Below are 14,493 nucleotides of genomic sequence, written 5' to 3'. Positions count from 1 at the left end.
ACAAAATTGAAGGACTTTGAAGAAAAAACATTATCATCTAAAGAATTATACAGCGGAAAAATCATTGATTTGGTTCTTGAAGATGTAGAATTGCCAAATGGAAAACAAGGCAAACGCGAAATCATCAAACATCCAGGTGCCGTAGCAGTCATTGCACGTACGGACGAAAATAAAATCATTTTGGTCAAGCAATACCGTAAAGCGCTAGAGAGAGCCATCGTTGAAATTCCGGCTGGGAAATTAGAACAAGGGGAAGAACCGGCACATACAGCACTGAGAGAATTGGAAGAGGAAACGGGGTACACCACTCAGCAGCTTCAAAAGCTGACGGCCTTTTATACATCACCCGGTTTTGCAGATGAACTTGTCCACATCTATCTTGCAGATCAATTAGTTCCGCTTGATGAAAAAAGAGAGCTGGATGAAGATGAATTTGTCGAAGTGATGGAAGTTTCATTAGAAGAAGCCTTGCACCTTATGGAAGAGCAGCATATTTATGATGCAAAAACAGCCTATGCCATTCAATACTTACAACTGCAAGAGGTACTTAAGTCAACAAAATGAGGGAGTTTTTTGCAGACATCCATATTCATATTGGCAGAACAAGAACAGGCAGAGCTGTCAAAATTACAGGTGCAAGGTCACTGACCATTGACCAAATTCTCATTGAAGCAACGCAAAGTAAAGGGATGGGGATGATTGGTATGATTGATGCACAATCTCCAGAAGTCCTAGAAGAATTGATAGAGGGTGTAGAAGAAGGCACGTACACTGAACTAAACGATGGTGGTTTATCATTTGGACAGACCGTTTTGCTTTTAGGCAGTGAATTAGAAATCAATGACGACCATTCAAAGGGTCCGATTCATGTGCTTGCCTTTATGCCCACATTACACAAAATGTCTGAGTTCTCCGCATGGCTTGCGCTTCATATGAAAAATGTGCATTTGAGTTCGCAGCGCCTCTATGTGGATGGGAAAACACTTCAGCATAAGGTCAAGGAGCTTGGAGGGTTATTTATTCCTGCCCATATTTTCACGCCGCATAAAAGCTTATACGGTAAAGGAGTAGACACGTCTTTAACGGAAGTATTCGATCCAGACCTCATTGATGCTGTTGAGCTTGGCCTTAGCTGTGATACGTCCATGGCCTCCCAGCTAAGTGAGCTGAACCGTTATCCTTTTTTAACAAATTCAGATGCGCATTCCTTAGGGAAAATCGCGCGAGAATATACAAAAATCCGAATGGATCATGCCTCTTTTACTGAATTTGAGCTAGCTCTTCAAGGAAAAGATGGTAGAAAAATCACTGGAAATTATGGGCTCGCTCCGCGGCTTGGAAAGTATTATCATACGACCTGTGAGAAATGCGGGGTAAGACCCGGCAGTCAGGATCAAGAAAAGTGCCAAGCATGCGGCCATACCCGAATGACAAAAGGGGTGAGTGAGCGTTTAAAGGAGCTTGCTGACCAAGAAAGTGACAAAGGAATAAGGCCTCCTTATGTTCACCAGCTTCCCCTTCAATTTATTCCCGGCGTTGGAGCCAAAACGTTAGAAAAGCTAAAAGCTGTTTTTCATACAGAAATGAATATTCTTCATCAAGCAACAGAACAAGAACTAAAAGCTGTCCTGCCAGAGAAAACAGCCGATTACATTATCAAAGCAAGAAAAGGTGAAGTTGGACTGATCGCTGGTGGAGGCGGAGTCTATGGTAAGGTGGATATCAATCATGAATCAACTTAAATGGACATGTCACACATTTGAACAACTGTCTAAAGAGGATCTTTACCTGATTTTAATGGAAAGAGTGAATGTGTTTGTTGTAGAACAAACATGCCCTTATCCTGAAATTGATCATCGTGATCAAGAGGCGCTTCATTTAATCGCCAAAGAGAACGGCACGATTGTCGCTTATTGCCGCATTTTCCAAAGCGGGATCATATGCGATGAGGCGTCCATTGGCCGTGTCCTTGTGACGAAGGCCGGCCGGAAAAAAGGCTATGGGAAGATCCTGCTCATCAAAGCGTTGGAAAAGCTTAGTGAATTAGGTGAAACAAGTGTCAAAATACAGGCGCAAGCGTACCTAAAATCGTTCTACGAATCGTTTGGCTTCGAAGCTGTCTCAGATTGTTATGATGAGGATGGGATCCCGCATCTTGATATGGTGAAAAAATGAGAGGTAGGCGTGTGTACGTCTATCTTTTTTATTTGCTTTCGCGTATCATAACGAAAGCGAAAGGGGATTTGCCAAATGGGAAAAAGCAAAGCAAAGAAAAAGCGAGAACACATTCAGAGGCAGCACAGCCGAAACCCGGAACGGTCGAGGGGAAACATGCCGCATTTTAGCACACATGAAAGAAAGACAAAAACAAAACAAGAAGTCTTGCAGCATATGATATAAAAAAACATAAAAGAAGGAATGCTTATGATCACTATCAAGAGGATCATAAGCATTTTTATTTTGCTTTTTTGTGACAACTAGATCAAATAAATGGAAAAATTTTAAAAAATAGGACAAACGGTCGTTTCTTTTTGTCTAAAAATGTAGTTAAATGACAAAAAGTGATGAAAGGGAGAGTGAGTATCGTGAACGTCAAGTCATTTGGAGCAGGGCTTTGTATGGCAAGTATGCTGCTGGCATCGATCACGTTCGGCGCGTCAGACATATCTGCAAAGGAGCAAGCAAAAAAAGAGTATATGATCGGCTTTTCTTCTTCCGTTCAAGACAAAGAACAAAAGCAGCTTGTAGAAAAAGCTGGAGGACATGTAAAAGAATCCATAGACCAAATAGATATGATGAAAGTTTCGCTAAATGAGACCTCGAAAAAGAAACTCAATCAAGCAAAAGAAGTGACCTTTATTGAGGAGGACCAAAAAGCCAAAACAAGCGGTCAAACTGTCCCATATGGCATCAAAAGCATCAAAGCACAAAAGGTACATAAACGTGGCTATGCCGGACAAAATGTCAAAGTGGCTGTTCTTGATAGCGGCATCGATGGCAAACATGAAGATTTGCACGTTACCGGCGGAGTCAGCTTTGTTCCAACAGAGTCCGATCCGCTTGTTGACCCGCATGAACACGGAACCCACGTGGCTGGCACAATCGCAGCACTAGATAATAAGGTAGGCGTCGTTGGTGTCGCACCAAAAGCTTCGATCTATGCGGTGAAGGTGGCAGATGAAAATGGTGACGGCTACTATAGCTGGATCATTAAAGGCATTGAATGGGCGATTGAGAACGAGATGGATGTCATCAATATTAGTATGGGGGGAGCAAGTGAATCTGAGGCGCTGAAAGAAGCGGTAGATCGAGCTTATGAGAAAGGAATTCTCATTGTCGCATCTGCGGGAAATGCAGGGAGCTATGGGTCACTCAATACGATAGACTACCCGGCCAAATACAGCTCTGTCATGGCGGTCGCATCTGTGGATCAACGAAAGCAAAGAGCCTTTGATTCCTCTGTGGGGGAAGAAGTGGAAGTATCAGCACCAGGCGTTTCAACGCTAAGTACACTTCCTCATAACGAATATGGCTACAAGAGCGGAACATCAATGGCATCACCGCATGTAGCAGGAGCTGCGGCTGTCATTCTATCAAAACATCCGAATCTGACAAATGATGAAGTGCGTGAAAGGCTGACAAAAACGGCAACAAAACTTGGCGAACCTTTTTATTATGGAGCAGGGCTTGTGAACGTACAAAAAGCTGCCCGATAAAGGAAACGAGAAAGCAGTGTACAGCTGCTTTCTCGTTTTTCTTTCAATAAAACTGTCATGTTTCGTCTGTTCTCTCATAGAATCTAGTAACCTTTACTATTTGGGAGGAAGACGCATGCGGAAAAAGTCCTGGAAGGAACATCTTCTTCAGCACGTAAAAGATCATCTATCGATTTATTTGTTTGTCTCTGTACTCTTTTTAATGGGCGTCATCTTTGGGGCGATTATTGTCAACAGCATGACAATCAGTCAGAAAGAGGATTTATTCTATTATTTAAATCAATTTTTTGGCCAGCTGACGAATGAGAAAGCAGCAGAATCAAAAGAAATGTTTTTGCAAAGCTTCCTCCATCATATGAAATATTTAGGTCTTATGTGGATACTAGGAATTTCCATCATTGGTTTGCCGCTCATTTTTCTCATGATCTTTTTAAAAGGGATTGTTGTTGGGTTTACGGTTGGTTTTCTAGTGAATCAAATGGGGCTCGGTGGATTCTTTCTTTCTTTTGTATCGGTTCTTCCGCAAAATATTTTGCTCATTCCAGCCTATTTAGTGATTGGAACTTGTGCGATTGCGTTTTCCATTCGTCTCATTGGACAGCTTTTCATGAAAAAAACGATCAGTCAAGCGCCAGTTCAGTGGTTTGGACGGTATGCATCTGTCCTGCTGATGATTTTGGCACTGGCTGCACTTTCATCCTTTTTTGAATCGTACTTATCCTTCATGCTGATGAAAAAGCTAGCGGGTGTCCTTTTTTAAAATTTTTATAATCGTTATTAAATAATAATCAATTTATTTATCAATTTAAAATGATTATAGTTGGCTCCCTGCACATCATTTGATATAATGATCAAGTAATGTGGCGTAGGAGGGAAAGTCAATGGAAAATCGGATTGATCGAATTAAGAAACAGCTTCATTCTTCCAGCTATAAGCTCACGCCACAGCGTGAAGCAACAGTAAGAGTACTGCTTGAGAATGAAGAAGACCATTTAAGTGCAGAAGATGTATACCTCCTCGTAAAAGAGAAGTCTCCTGAAATTGGTCTTGCTACTGTTTATCGGACGTTAGAATTGCTAACTGAATTGAAAGTTGTTGATAAAATTAACTTTGGAGACGGCGTTTCGCGATATGATCTTCGCAAAGAAGGAGCCGCCCACTTCCATCATCATCTTGTCTGCATGGAATGCGGGACAGTCGATGAGATAGAAGATGATTTATTAGAAGATGTTGAAGAGATTATTGAACGCGACTGGAAATTTAAAATTAAGGATCATAGATTGACATTCCACGGTATTTGCCACCGGTGTCATGATGATGAATCCGGCCAATAATCCGAATCGGAACCTTTTCATTTCATATGAAGAGGTTTTTTGCATTTTCGCTGTATATTCCTTGTCCTACCTGGCATATGCTGAAGTAATGAGAAGATCAGAAAGGACATGACAAACATGCGAAAATGGCTCAAAACAACAGGTGAAGTAATGAAAGTATTTATCCTGTTCACTGGTTTTACCGTCCTGTTCTATTATGCTATGATATGGATAAATTCAGAATATGAAAGCTATCATCGTTATGATAAACCAGAGGGTGCAGCAATTAAAGTGATGGAAATGGATCAGCCGAATCAACCCAACTGGCAAGACCGATTGATTTATTTTTATCAAAATGGGGAGTAGAAATCATTGAACGATCAATTAGCCGATTTTATTCATTTCATGACAGTAGAGAGAGGACTCTCTGAAAATACCATTGTTTCTTATAAAAGAGATTTACAGAACTACTTGTCTTTTTTAATGACACATGAGCAGTTGACGGATATCAAAGATGTCACTCGCCTTCATATCATTCATTATTTAAAGCAGCTAAAAGAGGAAGGGAAATCGAGCAAAACGTCCGTGCGGCATTTATCATCAATCCGCTCCTTTCACCAATTTCTGCTTCGTGAAAAAGTGACGACAGAGGATCCATCATGGAACATTGAAACGCAGAAAACAGAGCGGAAATTACCGAAGGTGTTATCCCTCGATGAGGTAGAAAAGCTGCTTGATACACCAAAGCAGCACACACCATTTGACTACCGGGACAAAGCCATGCTCGAGCTTTTATATGCAACAGGCATTCGCGTCAGTGAAATGCTGGATCTGACCCTTGCAGATGTTCATCTCACAATGGGCTTCATCCGCTGCTTTGGAAAAGGAAGAAAAGAGCGAATTGTGCCAATTGGCGAAGCCGCTGCAGGTGCGATTGAAGAATATGTTGAAAAAGGAAGAAGCAAATTACTAAAAAAACAGCCGGCAGATGCCCTATTTCTCAATCATCACGGGAAAAAGATGTCGCGGCAAGGCTTCTGGAAGAACTTAAAAAAACGAGCCATCGAAGCAGGCATTCAAAAGGAATTGACGCCGCATACGCTCAGACATTCATTTGCTACACATCTGCTTGAAAATGGTGCGGATTTAAGAGCCGTACAGGAGATGCTCGGACATGCCGATATTTCAACAACACAAATTTATACACATGTGACGAAAACAAGACTGAAAGATGTGTATCACAAATTCCATCCAAGGGCATAAGTAAAGCATGACACGGTGAACGTGTGTCATGCTTTTTCATGTTTGCACCGTTTAAGGTTGTCAACTGACTTGTAAACGGTTTATACTTGAGATGTCTGACCTCTCTCTTTTTGAAAGGTCAAAGGACAAGAATATTGAAGGAGGCGCTTTTTCATGCCTGATTATCAGTATAAACGCATTTTCCTCGTCGTTATGGATTCAGTAGGGATTGGGGAAGCACCAGATGCTGCTGAATTTAATGATGTAGGTGCAGATACACTTGGACATATTGCTGAAAAAATGAACGGGCTTCATATGCCAAATATGGCGAAGCTTGGGCTGAGTCATATTAAAGCAATTAAAGGAATTCCAGCGGATGAGAAACCGCTTGCGTATTATGGAAAAATGCAAGAAGCATCAAACGGTAAAGACACAATGACAGGACACTGGGAGATCATGGGTCTTTACATAGACACACCGTTCAAAGTCTTTCCAGACGGATTCCCAGATGAACTATTAAATGAACTAAAAGAAAAAACAGGTCGTGGCATCATTGGAAATAAGCCTGCCTCTGGTACTGAAATTTTAGACGAGCTTGGCGAAGAGCACATGAAAACAGGCGATTTAATCGTTTATACATCTGCCGATTCTGTGCTACAAATTGCTGCGCACGAGGAAGTTGTGCCATTAGATGAGCTTTACCGCATTTGTGAAATTGCACGTGAGCTCACATTAGATGAAAAATATATGGTTGGCCGCATTATCGCTCGGCCGTTTGTCGGGGAGCCTGGCGCATTTGTCAGAACGCCAAACCGCCATGACTATGCGTTAAAACCATTTGACCGTACAGTGATGAATGAGCTGAAAGATGATGGACTCGATGTGATTGCGATCGGCAAAATCTCTGATATTTATGACGGCGAAGGAATCACCTCTTCTCTCAGAACAAAATCGAACATGGATGGAATGGATAAGCTGGTCGATACACTTAAAGCAGACTTTACAGGACTCAGCTTTTTAAACCTGGTTGATTTTGACGCTCTTTACGGACATAGAAGAGATCCAGTGGGGTACGGAAAGGCACTAGAGGAATTTGACGCACGTCTTCCTGAAGTGTTTGACCTGTTAAAAGAGGATGATCTTCTTGTGATCACAGCAGATCATGGAAATGACCCGGTTCATCACGGAACAGATCATACGAGAGAATACGTTCCGCTCATTGCTTACAGCAAAAAGCATCAGGAAGCAAATGAACTGCCAACAGCGAAAACCTTTGCTGATCTTGGGGCAACGGTCGCAGATAATTTCAAGTCAACGATGCCAAAATACGGAACAAGCTTTTTATCTAAACTCAAATAGGGGGAAATCTCGTGGGAGCACAGTTTTCAGAAGCGGCGGCATACATTAAACAAGCATCGACATACGTACCAACAGTTGGATTGATTTTAGGTTCAGGGCTCGGTATTTTAGCAGATGAGATTGAAAATCCAATCAAATTGAAATATGAAGATATTCCTGGATTCCCTGTTTCAACAGTAGAGGGACATGCAGGGCAGCTCGTCATCGGGACGCTGAAAGGTACTGTCGTTTGCGCCATGCAAGGACGTTTTCACTTCTATGAAGGATATGATATGAAGCAAGTGACGTTTCCTGTCCGTGTGATGAAAGAAATTGGCATTGAGACATGCATTGTCACAAATGCAGCAGGCGGCGTGAATACGTCCTTCCATCCAGGAGATCTCATGCTGATTACAGATCATATCAATATGATGGGGACCAATCCATTAATTGGACCAAATGACAGTCAAGGTGTTCGTTTCCCTGATATGTCTGCACCATATGATAAGGATTTGCTGGCACTTGCAGAAACAACAGCTCAGCGCCTAGGCATAGCTGTACAGCAGGGGGTTTATGCAGGGATGACAGGTCCTTCATATGAAACACCAGCTGAAGTTCGTTTCCTAAGAACACTTGGAGCAGATGCTGTAGGAATGTCGACTGTTCCAGAGGTGATTGTTGCACGTCATGCAGGAATCAAAGTGCTTGGTATTTCATGCATTTCAAATGCGGCATCAGGTATTTTAGATCAGCCGCTCTCTCATGATGAAGTCATTGAAGTGACGGAAAAAGTGAAAGCAAGTTTTCTTGATTTAGTAAAAGATGTGGTGAAACAACTCTCATAATATGTTTCCAAAAGTCTTCTGTTCATCAAACAGAAGACTTTTTTTTTGCAATCAAACGATCTCTGAATAAAACAGCCTGTATGAGGAAAAAATAGAAAGGATTACGATAATGGAGGTCTGCCACTTGAAACGTCATATATGTGCATTGTTTATATTAATGATCCTTATCTCAATGGTTTCACCATCAGCGATAGCAAAAGAAAAGATCGAAAAACCAGAAGAAAAACAAACATCAGAATTGGCGCATGAAGCCAAATCAGCGATTTTAATTGAACGTGATACGGGGAAGGTGCTTTACAACAAAAACAGCGATGAAAAGCTCGCACCTGCAAGTATGACCAAAATCATGACCATGCTTCTCATCATGGAAGCGATTGATCAAGGGAAACTGAAAATGACTGACAAGGTCAGAACGAGCGATCATGCCGCATCAATGGGAGGCTCACAAATTTTCCTTGAACCTGGGGAAGAAATGACTGTGAAAGAAATGCTAAAAGGGATTGCGATTGCTTCAGGAAATGATGCGTCAGTTGCCATGGCAGAGCATATTGCTGGATCTGAAGAACAGTTTGTTGAGCAGATGAACAAGAAGGCAAAAGAACTCGGGCTCACCTCAACCGTTTTTCAAAATCCAACGGGACTTCCTGAAAAAGATCATTACAGCACAGCTCATGATATGGCAAAAATGGCAAAAGAGCTGTTGAAATATGAACAAATCACCAAATTCACAGGTGTCTACGAAGACTATCTCCGTCAAAACACGGATAAAAAATTCTGGCTAGTGAACACGAACCGTTTGATTAAATTTTACCCAGGCGTCGATGGATTGAAAACAGGTTTTACAGGTGAGGCAAAATACTGTTTAACCGCATCAGCTAAAAAAGGCAACATGCGCGTGATTGCTGTTGTATTCGGCGCAAGTACACCGAAGGACAGAAACGCCCAAGTGGTCAAAATGTTAGACTATGCATTTAGTCAATATACAACCCATCCGCTTTACAAACGAGGACAAGACGTGGCAGAGGTTAAAGTGAGCAAAGGGAAAAAGAAAAAAATTCAGCTTGTTACGTCTGAACCGATCTCCCTTTTAACGAAAAAAGGCGAAAATGTAGATCAGCTGAAAAAAGAAATCAAATTGTCCCGTGATGTCACGGCCCCATTTTCAAAAGGAACGGAGCTTGGCACCATTGTCTTAAAAAAAGACGGGAAGGTGCTGCATGAAAGCCCTGTCGAAGCAAAAGAAGGAATGGAAAAAGCAGGGGTTTGGACCTTCTTCAAACGAGCCATGGCCGAATTTGTCAAATGGAAATAAAAGGATTAAGACTGCTGTCAATGGCAGTCTTTTTGCTATGAACGAGAAGAAAAGAACATCTAAATGTGACGAATGATCACTAGTTTTGTCATGGTGAAGGATTTACTTTGTCCAAAAGAGAAACATTCTTTATCCGAAATTAGAGCAAGGAGGAAGAAAAAGATGAGCCTTGGTATTGATTTTCAAGTAAAAGAGAGCGTACTTTGCATTCGGTTGACAGGAGAGCTCGATCATCACTCCGCAGAAACATTGAGACAAAAGGTGACGAATTATTTGGAAACAGAGGACATTCGCCACATCGTGCTGAATTTGGCTGATTTATCGTTTATGGACAGCTCTGGACTCGGGGTGATTCTAGGAAGATATAAAGAAATTAAGCAGCTTGGCGGGGAAATGGTCGTCTGCGCAATTTCACCAGCAGTGAACCGTTTATTTGATATGTCTGGCTTATTTAAAATCATTCGTATGGAGCCATCGGAGCAAACAGCTTTGCAAACATTGGGGGTGGCATCATGACGAATGAAATGAACCTGACCTTCTCTGCACTGAGTCAAAATGAATCCTTTGCGAGGGTAACAGTTGCGGCGTTCATTGCCCAGCTTGATCCGACACTAGATGAATTAACAGAAATCAAAACGGTTGTATCAGAGGCTGTGACAAACTCCATTATTCACGGCTATGATGGGAATCCAGATGGCAAGGTGCATATTCATGTCACGCTAGATGATCATATCGTTTACCTCACCATCCGTGACGAAGGCATGGGAATTACAGATCTTCAGGAAGCAAGACAGCCACTTTTCACAACAAAGCCAGATTTAGAACGCTCTGGAATGGGTTTTACCATCATGGAGAATTTTATGGATGATGTCATGGTGGACTCATCACCAGAAATGGGCACGACGATCCGTTTAACAAAGCATCTATCAAAAAGCAAAGCGCTTTGTAATTAAGGAGCTGCTCATATGGATGTGGAGGTAAAAAAGCAAGCAAAAAAAGCCCAGCTGTCAAATGATGAAGTCAAAGAGCTCATCAAAAAAAGCCAAGACGGAGATCAGCAAGCAAGAGACCTCCTCGTAGAAAAAAACATGCGTCTTGTTTGGTCCGTTGTTCAGCGCTTTTTAAATAGGGGATATGAACCTGATGATCTGTTTCAGATTGGCTGCATTGGACTGCTGAAATCTGTTGATAAATTTGATTTGTCATATGATGTGAAGTTTTCGACCTATGCCGTTCCGATGATCATTGGTGAAATTCAGCGATTCATTCGGGATGATGGTACGGTCAAAGTCAGCCGGTCATTAAAGGAACTTGGAAATAAAATTCGGCGGGCACGGGATGAATTGTCTAAGTCTCATGGAAGAATGCCAACCGTACAGGAAATTGCCGAATACCTTGACATCACACCAGAGGATGTCGTCCTCGCCCAAGAAGCAGTCCGCTCACCATCATCGATTCATGAAACTGTGTATGAAAATGACGGGGACCCGATTACACTGCTTGATCAAATTGCCGATCATTCAGAAGAAAGATGGTTTGATAAAATCGCGCTGAAAGAAGCGATCGAGGAATTAGAAGAGCGGGAGAAACTGATTGTGTACTTAAGGTACTACAAAGATCAAACACAATCTGAGGTAGCAGAAAGGCTTGGTATTTCACAAGTACAAGTCTCGCGGCTTGAAAAGAAAATTTTAAAGCAAATTCAGATGCAAATGGATCAAAAAGACAGCTAGCCAATTCGGCTGGCTTTTTTGTATGGTAATTACCGGTAAATTAAGTTTTTTCAGTATGAGAACCATTTTTCACCACATACTATTTTTAACCCATCGTATAGGAAGTGACTTGGATGGATGGACAAATCTTTATTCGGCTGCGCCATCGAATCAAGACTGGTATTGATCAGCTCATTTATTTAGAGGATATCGCCCAAATCACTGGTGATGAGTATGCTGTGCAAAAGCTTAGCCAAATGCCGATGTATCATGTCAGCAAAAAGGATCGTCACATCGTTGTTCTAGATATCATGCATGTGGTCAAAACGATCAAAAAAACATGGCCAGACATCGACATTCAAACTGTTGGAGGCGCTGAAGCCATTGTTGAAATTGATACAGGCAAACGCCAGCTTTCTCCCGTTTTATTTGTGTTTGTATGGCTCCTATTGTTTGTTGGAGCCGCGCTTGCCATCATGAATTTCCACGAGGATGTCAGTATGAGGCTTGTTCATATCCGCCTATATGAAATGATCACTGGAAACACGGTTGAGCATCCTTATTTATTACAAATTCCATATAGCTTCGGACTCGGTTTGGGCATGATTTTATTTTTCAATCATGTATTTAAGAAGCGTTTAAATGAAGAACCAAGTCCGCTCGAAGTGGAAATGTTTAAATACCAGCTCGATCTCGATCATTATGTCGCACTTAAAGAAAATAAAGAAACATTGAAAGATATCCATGATCGGTAAATGGCTTTTTGTCGCGTTAGTTGGACTTGGCGGCGGTTTAACGGTAGGAGCAGGATTTGTGGCATTTCTCACAGTGCTTGGCATCATCCCTCGATTAATGCAATTAACCAAAACGCAGCGCTTCATACAAGGGTACGAGGCGGCTGTCATCAGTGGAGCGGTTATTGGCGGCTGGGCCACCTTGAGTCAAATGCATTTGCATTTATCCAAATGGCTGACGCTGCCGATCGGTCTTTTATCCGGCATTTTCGTCGGTATGCTTGCAGCCGCATTGACCGAGGTATTAAATGTACTTCCTATTTTAACGAAAAGAATTGGAATGGATGGGAAAATTGTTTTACTGCTCATGGCCATCGTCTTAGGAAAGGTATTTGGTTCATTATTTCATTGGCTTATTTATATTTAAAAATTTGGGAGGAACAACACGTGTCGAGTTTAAAAGAGAACTATCCATCTAAAGTGAAAACATATCAGCCCAAACCTCCTTATGTCCTCAACTGCATCAAGGCTTTTCTTGTTGGCGGCTTGATTTGTGCCATAGGCGAGGGATTGCAGAACTTCTATATTCACTTTTTTGATTTTAATGAAAAGACAGCGGGGAATCCAACAGTGGCAACCCTCATTTTAATTTCTTCTATTTTAACTGGTATCGGTATATACGATAAAATTGGTCAGTTTGCTGGAGCGGGATCGGCCGTGCCGGTAACAGGTTTTGCAAACAGCATGACAAGTGCTGCCCTTGAGCATAGAAGTGAAGGGCTTGTTTTAGGTGTTGCCACGAACATGTTTAAACTTGCTGGGAACGTCATTGTGTTTGGTGTCGTCTCGGCATATGTCGTAGGGATCATTCGATACATTTTGGAAAAGGTGTTTTCGTAGGAGGAATGAAACGTGAAACTAACAGGTAAACAATCTTGGGTCTTTGAGCACAAGCTGTATGTGAATGCAGAAGGAACAGCTGCAGGACCAAAAGAAAAAGAAGGCCCGATCGGTCATCTCATTGATAAAACATACGACGAAATGCATTGTGATCAAAAGAACTGGGAAATGGCTGAAAGGCAGCTCATGGATGATGCGATATCAACCGCTTTATCAAAAGCGAAATTGCAAAAAAGCGATATTGATCTTTTACTGGCTGGAGACTTACTAAATCAAAACGTCACAGCAAACTATGTGGCAAGAGAACTGAAAATCCCGTTCCTTTGCTTATTTGGAGCATGCTCTACCTCAATGGAATCGGTCGCCATTGCTTCAGCATTAATAGATGGTGGTTTTGCAAATAGAGCCATTGCAGCGACAAGCAGTCATAATGCGACGGCAGAACGCCAATTTCGTAATCCGACAGAATATGGTGGACAAAAGCCAGATACAGCAACAAGTACAGTAACTGGGAGCGGGGCCGTCATTATCAGCCAAGAGCCCTCTCACATTCAAATTACAAGTGCAACCGTAGGACGAGTCATGGATCTTGGGATCACAGATCCATTTGATATGGGATCGGCAATGGCGCCGGCTGCAGCAGATACGATCAAGCAGCACTTAGAAGATTTAGGGAGAACGGTTGATGATTACGATCTGATTTTAACTGGTGATCTATCTGGCATTGGCTCGCCGATCCTAAAGGATCTACTCAAAGAAGACGGCATTCAGCTCGGCCGAAAGCACGATGATTGCGGATTAATCATCTATACACCCGATCAAAACGTGTTCGCTGGTGGCAGCGGCTGTGCGTGTTCAGCTATTGTGACATTCAGTCACATTTTTCAAGAAATGAAGGCAGGGAATTTGCAAAGAGTTTTGGTTGTTGCAACCGGGGCGCTTCTCAGCCCGATGATGGTCCAGCAAAAAGAGACCATTCCAACCATTGCCCATGGTGTCGTATTTGAGCGTGCAGGAGGAGAAAGCTAATGGATTATCTGATCGCTTTTGTTGCAGGCGGACTGATTTGCGTCATCGGCCAGCTTTTACTAGATGTACTCAAACTCACGCCTGCACATGTCATGACCACCTTTGTTGTGGCAGGAACCATCTTAGACGGGTTTGGAATTTATGATAAATTTATTGAATTTGCAGGTGCAGGTGCAACCGTACCTATCGTTAGCTTTGGTCATAGCTTGCTACATGGGGCCATGCACCAGGCAGATGTACACGGATTCATCGGGATCGGGATTGGTATTTTTGAATTAACTTCTGCTGGAATATCCGCTGCGATTTTATTTTCATTTATTATCGCACTTATCTTTAAACCGAAAGGATAACC

The 14,493-nt window shown here is 42.1% G+C and carries 20 protein-coding genes and 1 pseudogene; all 21 read left to right on the top strand.

Translation table 11 applies throughout. From position 1 onward, the window contains the following. Positions 1-6 precede the first annotated feature (6 nt). The 21 genes and pseudogenes from IEE86_RS03250 to spoVAE all read left to right on the top strand — a co-directional run bounded on the left by IEE86_RS03250 (position 7) and on the right by spoVAE (position 14,491). Complete coding sequence (locus IEE86_RS03250; RefSeq protein WP_191095916.1) at positions 7-564, top strand: NUDIX hydrolase; 558 nt, start codon at positions 7-9, stop codon at positions 562-564. After that, a complete protein-coding gene (locus tag IEE86_RS03245) occupies positions 561-1,742 on the top strand; it encodes a TIGR00375 family protein (RefSeq protein WP_191095915.1) in 1,182 nt (393 codons plus the stop codon). Before IEE86_RS03250 ends, IEE86_RS03245 begins: the two co-directional genes overlap by 4 nt. Continuing rightward, positions 1,729-2,175 (top strand): GNAT family N-acetyltransferase, encoded by a 447-nt coding sequence (locus IEE86_RS03240; protein WP_191095914.1) that lies wholly within the window; start codon positions 1,729-1,731, stop codon positions 2,173-2,175. Before IEE86_RS03245 ends, IEE86_RS03240 begins: the two co-directional genes overlap by 14 nt. Before the next feature lie 11 nt (positions 2,176-2,186). Continuing rightward, complete coding sequence (locus tag IEE86_RS19595) at positions 2,187-2,345, top strand: hypothetical protein (protein WP_191095913.1); 159 nt, start codon at positions 2,187-2,189, stop codon at positions 2,343-2,345. Continuing rightward, positions 2,287-2,474, top strand: a pseudogene (locus tag IEE86_RS19285) (hypothetical protein). The gene IEE86_RS19595 and the pseudogene IEE86_RS19285 overlap by 59 nt, the downstream one beginning before the upstream one ends. A gap of 111 nt (positions 2,475-2,585) precedes the next feature. Further along, positions 2,586-3,716 (top strand): S8 family peptidase, encoded by a 1,131-nt coding sequence (locus tag IEE86_RS03230; protein ID WP_191095912.1) that lies wholly within the window; start codon positions 2,586-2,588, stop codon positions 3,714-3,716. 115 nt (positions 3,717-3,831) lie between these two features. Then, complete coding sequence (spoIIM, locus tag IEE86_RS03225) at positions 3,832-4,476, top strand: stage II sporulation protein M (protein WP_191095911.1); 645 nt, start codon at positions 3,832-3,834, stop codon at positions 4,474-4,476. Between the two features lie 121 nt (positions 4,477-4,597). Continuing rightward, a complete protein-coding gene (gene fur / locus IEE86_RS03220; protein ID WP_034319892.1) occupies positions 4,598-5,050 on the top strand; it encodes a ferric iron uptake transcriptional regulator in 453 nt (150 codons plus the stop codon). 117 nt (positions 5,051-5,167) lie between these two features. Further along, positions 5,168-5,395: a YqzK family protein gene (locus tag IEE86_RS03215; RefSeq protein ID WP_191095910.1), complete on the top strand. Its 228-nt coding sequence runs from the start codon at positions 5,168-5,170 to the stop codon at positions 5,393-5,395. 6 nt (positions 5,396-5,401) lie between these two features. Beyond that, on the top strand, positions 5,402-6,292 hold the full coding sequence (gene xerD, locus IEE86_RS03210; protein ID WP_191095909.1) for a site-specific tyrosine recombinase XerD: 891 nt from the start codon (positions 5,402-5,404) through the stop codon (positions 6,290-6,292). Positions 6,293-6,445: 153 nt separating this feature from the next. Further along, the gene (gene deoB / locus IEE86_RS03205; protein ID WP_191095908.1) at positions 6,446-7,630 is read left to right on the top strand and encodes a phosphopentomutase; all 1,185 of its coding nucleotides are present in this window, start codon (positions 6,446-6,448) and stop codon (positions 7,628-7,630) included. An 11-nt stretch (positions 7,631-7,641) separates the two neighbouring features. Then, on the top strand, positions 7,642-8,454 hold the full coding sequence (locus IEE86_RS03200; protein WP_191095907.1) for a purine-nucleoside phosphorylase: 813 nt from the start codon (positions 7,642-7,644) through the stop codon (positions 8,452-8,454). A gap of 157 nt (positions 8,455-8,611) precedes the next feature. Next, positions 8,612-9,766 (top strand): D-alanyl-D-alanine carboxypeptidase family protein, encoded by a 1,155-nt coding sequence (locus IEE86_RS03195; RefSeq protein WP_411955678.1) that lies wholly within the window; start codon positions 8,612-8,614, stop codon positions 9,764-9,766. Positions 9,767-9,928: 162 nt separating this feature from the next. Further along, positions 9,929-10,282: an anti-sigma F factor antagonist gene (gene spoIIAA, locus IEE86_RS03190; protein ID WP_024422866.1), complete on the top strand. Its 354-nt coding sequence runs from the start codon at positions 9,929-9,931 to the stop codon at positions 10,280-10,282. Further along, positions 10,279-10,719, top strand: coding sequence for an anti-sigma F factor (gene spoIIAB / locus IEE86_RS03185; protein WP_191095905.1), 441 nt, complete (start codon positions 10,279-10,281; stop codon positions 10,717-10,719). The genes spoIIAA and spoIIAB overlap by 4 nt, the downstream gene beginning before the upstream one ends. A gap of 12 nt (positions 10,720-10,731) precedes the next feature. Then, complete coding sequence (gene sigF, locus IEE86_RS03180) at positions 10,732-11,499, top strand: RNA polymerase sporulation sigma factor SigF (protein ID WP_191095904.1); 768 nt, start codon at positions 10,732-10,734, stop codon at positions 11,497-11,499. 113 nt (positions 11,500-11,612) lie between these two features. Further along, positions 11,613-12,233: a stage V sporulation protein AA gene (locus tag IEE86_RS03175; RefSeq protein WP_191095903.1), complete on the top strand. Its 621-nt coding sequence runs from the start codon at positions 11,613-11,615 to the stop codon at positions 12,231-12,233. Then, positions 12,223-12,639 carry a stage V sporulation protein AB gene (locus tag IEE86_RS03170; RefSeq protein WP_191095902.1) on the top strand — a complete coding sequence of 139 codons (417 nt, stop codon included), beginning with the start codon at positions 12,223-12,225 and terminating at the stop codon, positions 12,637-12,639. Before IEE86_RS03175 ends, IEE86_RS03170 begins: the two co-directional genes overlap by 11 nt. A gap of 20 nt (positions 12,640-12,659) precedes the next feature. Next, the gene (spoVAC, locus tag IEE86_RS03165) at positions 12,660-13,112 is read left to right on the top strand and encodes a stage V sporulation protein AC (RefSeq protein ID WP_099726763.1); all 453 of its coding nucleotides are present in this window, start codon (positions 12,660-12,662) and stop codon (positions 13,110-13,112) included. A gap of 12 nt (positions 13,113-13,124) precedes the next feature. Continuing rightward, positions 13,125-14,141: a stage V sporulation protein AD gene (gene spoVAD / locus IEE86_RS03160; protein WP_191095901.1), complete on the top strand. Its 1,017-nt coding sequence runs from the start codon at positions 13,125-13,127 to the stop codon at positions 14,139-14,141. Continuing rightward, positions 14,141-14,491, top strand: coding sequence for a stage V sporulation protein AE (gene spoVAE, locus IEE86_RS03155; protein WP_007501045.1), 351 nt, complete (start codon positions 14,141-14,143; stop codon positions 14,489-14,491). Before spoVAD ends, spoVAE begins: the two co-directional genes overlap by 1 nt. Positions 14,492-14,493: the final 2 nt, after the last annotated feature.

The organism is Bacillus crepusculi, from assembly GCF_014764715.1.
GTDB lineage: Bacteria > Bacillota > Bacilli > Bacillales > Bacillaceae > Bacillus.
The sequence above is the reverse complement of the archived record's forward strand: the minus strand, read 5'-3'. Positions and strand labels throughout refer to the sequence as shown.

Coding starts and splice junctions, on each gene's coding strand:
- IEE86_RS03245 (WP_191095915.1), top strand. CDS start 561: ATGAGGGAGTTTTTTGCAGACATCCATATTCATATTGGCAGAACAAGA.
- IEE86_RS03215 (WP_191095910.1), top strand. CDS start 5,168: ATGCGAAAATGGCTCAAAACAACAGGTGAAGTAATGAAAGTATTTATC.
- spoIIAA (WP_024422866.1), top strand. CDS start 9,929: ATGAGCCTTGGTATTGATTTTCAAGTAAAAGAGAGCGTACTTTGCATT.
- deoB (WP_191095908.1), top strand. CDS start 6,446: ATGCCTGATTATCAGTATAAACGCATTTTCCTCGTCGTTATGGATTCA.
- IEE86_RS03195 (WP_411955678.1), top strand. CDS start 8,612: ATGATCCTTATCTCAATGGTTTCACCATCAGCGATAGCAAAAGAAAAG.
- spoVAE (WP_007501045.1), top strand. CDS start 14,141: ATGGATTATCTGATCGCTTTTGTTGCAGGCGGACTGATTTGCGTCATC.
- spoIIM (WP_191095911.1), top strand. CDS start 3,832: ATGCGGAAAAAGTCCTGGAAGGAACATCTTCTTCAGCACGTAAAAGAT.
- IEE86_RS03170 (WP_191095902.1), top strand. CDS start 12,223: ATGATCGGTAAATGGCTTTTTGTCGCGTTAGTTGGACTTGGCGGCGGT.
- spoIIAB (WP_191095905.1), top strand. CDS start 10,279: ATGACGAATGAAATGAACCTGACCTTCTCTGCACTGAGTCAAAATGAA.
- sigF (WP_191095904.1), top strand. CDS start 10,732: ATGGATGTGGAGGTAAAAAAGCAAGCAAAAAAAGCCCAGCTGTCAAAT.
- IEE86_RS03240 (WP_191095914.1), top strand. CDS start 1,729: ATGAATCAACTTAAATGGACATGTCACACATTTGAACAACTGTCTAAA.
- fur (WP_034319892.1), top strand. CDS start 4,598: ATGGAAAATCGGATTGATCGAATTAAGAAACAGCTTCATTCTTCCAGC.
- IEE86_RS03175 (WP_191095903.1), top strand. CDS start 11,613: ATGGATGGACAAATCTTTATTCGGCTGCGCCATCGAATCAAGACTGGT.